The sequence below is a fragment of the Blastococcus sp. SYSU DS0541 genome (genome assembly GCF_054050875.1).
Map to the genome: position 1 here is coordinate 1 of NZ_JBJHAD010000040.1, position 3,243 is coordinate 3,243.

Sequence of the window (3,243 nt, forward strand, 5' to 3'; positions counted from 1 at the left end):
CGCCCCCCCCCCCCCGCCCCCCGCCCCGCCGCCCGGGCGGGGGGGGGCCCGGCGCGCCCCCCCCCCCCCCCCCCCCCCCCCCCCGACGAGCTCGATGGTCACTCTCCGGTTCTGCGCGGCCGCCGCCGGGAGCAGCGTGCCGTTCCCGTCCCGGTCCTGGACGTAGCCGGGGAAGTCGCTGCCGAGACCGAGGACGGTCATGCGCTCGGCCGGCACCCCGAGGTCACCGAGCAGATCGGCGACGGCCTGCGCGCGCTGCTGGCTCAGCCGCCGCTGCCCGTCGTCGTCCCCGACATCGGCGGTCGTCCCGGTCAGCGTCGCGGTGACGCCGGCAGCGCGCATTCGGTCAGCGACCGGCTGCAGCTTCGCCGCCGCGGCGGCGGTGTCCTGGAACGCCGCAGTGTCGGCCTGGAAGGCGACCGCCCCGCCGTCGAGGACGACGGTGTTCTGCGTGCAGGTCACTCCCCCGCCGGGGCCGATCAAGCTCACCGGCGGCAGGCCCGCGACGGGCTCGCCCTCGAGCGGGGTTCGCTCGACGGTGACGTCCAGCGCCCCGGCCGCCAGGGCGACGGCGGTCCAGAGGTCCGCGAGCTGGCGGCGGACCGCCTCACCCAGCGGCGGCTGCGGGGCGGCGGTGTCACCGAGGCCCTGGAAGACGACGTGCACGCCGCTGAGGTCCGGGAGAGCGCCGGCCGCCTGGAGGCTCGCCACCACGTCGGCCGGGTCGGCGTCGAGCAGGCCGCGCTGCCGGAAGTCCAGGGCCCCGGTGGTGGACAGCCCGGAGTCGACGACCAGGACCGTGCGCCGGCCGTCCGCCGCGGAGATCTCGGCGGCGGCGAGACCGAGCGCGGCCAGCAGGTCGGTCTCCGGCGTCCTGGCTGCCGCCGAGGTCAGGTGCTGGTCGAGCGACTCGCGGTCGGCACCCGTCGACCGGGCGTCCTCCACGACGAACGGGGCGCCGTCGGCGACCACCACGGACATCTCGGCGCGGGTGCGGACGGCGTTGGTGAGGACCTGCTCCGCAACGCCGTCCACCGCCGCCGCCGGCGGCATGTTGCTGTGGGCACCGACCACGACGGCGAGCCCGCCGCTGGGGTCGGCCGGTGGGGTGGCGGTGCACCCGATGAGGGTCCAGGCCACGGCGAGCGAGCCGGCGACGGCCGGCAGGCGCCGCCGGACGGACTGCATGGACATGGTTCTCCTCGGGATCAGCGCCAAACGCGACGACGGGTGATCGGCGACGTGGTTCAGTCGCCGAACGCGCCGATGATGTCGATGACGGCCGGGCCGAGCACGATGATGAAGAGCGTCGGCAGGATGAACAGGATCAGCGGGAAGATGACCTTCACCGGGATCTGCATCGCCTTCTCCTCGGCGCGCTGGCGGCGCTTGAGCCGCATCTCCCCGGCCTGGGTGCGCAGCACGTCGGCGATGGAGACGCCGTACTGGTCGGCCTGGATGATCGCGCTGACGAACCGGCGCAGGTCCTGCACGTTGGTGCGCTCGGCCAGGGCCAGGTAGGCGTCGCGGCGCGGCTGGCCGACGGCGATGTCCTGCAGCGTGCGGGTCAGCTCCTCGGCCAGCGCTCCCTTGCCGTTCTTGCCGGCCCGGTCCATCGCCGACTCGAAGCCGAGGCCCGCCTCCACCGCGATGGTCATCTGGTCGAGGGTGTCCGCGAGCTGGAGCTGGATCTCCTGCTGGCGCTCCTGGCCCCGGCTGTAGAGCAGCAACTCCGGCACGAAGTAGGAGATCCCGGCCATGGCCACGAGCAGCAGCACGCGGAGGAAGCTGAGCCCGTCGGCCAGCAGGAGGAACCCGACACCACCGGCCACGGCGGCCAGCACCAGCTTGGCGGCCACCAGCCGGGGCAGCGGCCACTCCTTCGGGTAGCCGGCGCCCGCGATCAGCCGCTGCAGGCGCGCGGCCGTGCCGCGCGGGGTGAGCGCGGCGACGAGGGAGGACGACCCGGGCCGGGCACCGGCGCCCGGCCTGCCGGTCGTCACATCCAGCCCGCGCACCAGGTTCGCGCGGGTGGTCGCCGCCGCGGCGTCGGGCCGGGCGACCAGCGCCCAGCCCAGCAGCAAGAATGCGGACACCACCAGGAAGGCGGCACCGGAGACGAGAACCATGTCGTGCCCCCCTCAGAAGGTGATGCGGACGGTCTTGCGCAGCCAGAAGCCACCCGCCGTGAGCAGCACGGCGACGGCGGCGAGCATCGCGTAGCCGATGAGGCTCTCGGTGAAGACGCTCATGTACTCGGGCCTGATCACGAACAGGAAGAGCCCCACCCCGATGGGGAGGGCCATGAGGACGTACGCGGAGAGCTTGCCCTCGGCGGAGAGTGCCTTGACCTGGCGGCGGATGGCGTTGCGTTCCCGGATGGTGTGGCCGACCCGGTCGAGGACCTCGGCGAGGTTGCCGCCGACCTCGCGCTGGATGGCGATGGCCTGGGCCACCCAGGTGAAGTCCTCGCTGCCCATCCGCTCGGCGACCTCGTCGATCGCGACTCCGAGATCGCGGCCGACGCGGGTCTCGTTGATGATCCGGGCGAACTCCTCCGACGTCGGGGCCGCACCCTCCTGGGCGACGGAGTCGACGGCCCGCAGGATGCTGTGGCCGGCCCGCAGGCTGCTGGCCATGAGCTGCAGCGAGTCGTCCAGCTGGTCGGCGAACGCCGCCCGGCGCCGGCCTGCCAGCACGCTGAGCAGCACCTTCGCGATCAATGGCGCGAGTGCGGCCAGGAGCACGGCGAGGACCAGCCCACCGAGCAGCAGGCCCAGCGCCCCGGCGACGACGAGGCCGGAGAGCGTCAGCAGCACGAAGTCCGCCGGCCGCAACCGCAGGCCGGCGGCCTGCAGGTCCCGGGCCAGCCCCGAACCGCCGTCACGCTTCGCGAGCACGGTCTCGATCCCACCCTGCGCCCGCTGGGTGAGACCCGTGAGCGCGCTCGGCGGTGGGCCGATGGTCGGGTCGAGCCGGTCGAGGGCAATCCGCTGCTGCGGCGGAACGACCGCCAGGACGCCGAGGACCAGCGCCGCCGTGGCGGCGAGGACTCCCAGCGCCAGGACCGCAGTACCGCTCATCGCCAGCCTCCGGAGAGACGGTCCGCGGGGACTCCGAAGACGCGGGGGGAGAGGGTGATGCCCATGTCGGTGAAGCGGTCGGTGAAGCGGGGGCGGACACCGGTGGGCACCGGCTTGCCCAGGAAGCGGCCGGTGACCGGGTCGACCCCGGCGGAGTAGT

Annotated in this window: 3 protein-coding genes; all 3 read right to left on the reverse strand. The window is 74.2% G+C overall.

Annotated elements, in window-relative coordinates; all coding sequences use genetic code 11:
• Positions 1 to 1,194: OmpA family protein (locus ACI794_RS20720; RefSeq protein ID WP_456617263.1), on the reverse strand; the 1,194-nt coding region annotated here is incomplete at its 3' end.
• Between the two features lie 53 nt (positions 1,195 to 1,247).
• Positions 1,248 to 2,129 (reverse strand): type II secretion system F family protein, encoded by an 882-nt coding sequence (locus ACI794_RS20725; protein ID WP_456617264.1) that lies wholly within the window; start codon positions 2,127 to 2,129, stop codon positions 1,248 to 1,250.
• 12 nt (positions 2,130 to 2,141) lie between these two features.
• Entirely contained in the window at positions 2,142 to 3,083 is a 942-nt protein-coding gene (locus tag ACI794_RS20730; RefSeq protein WP_456603480.1) for a type II secretion system F family protein, read from the reverse strand.
• Positions 3,084 to 3,243: the final 160 nt, after the last annotated feature.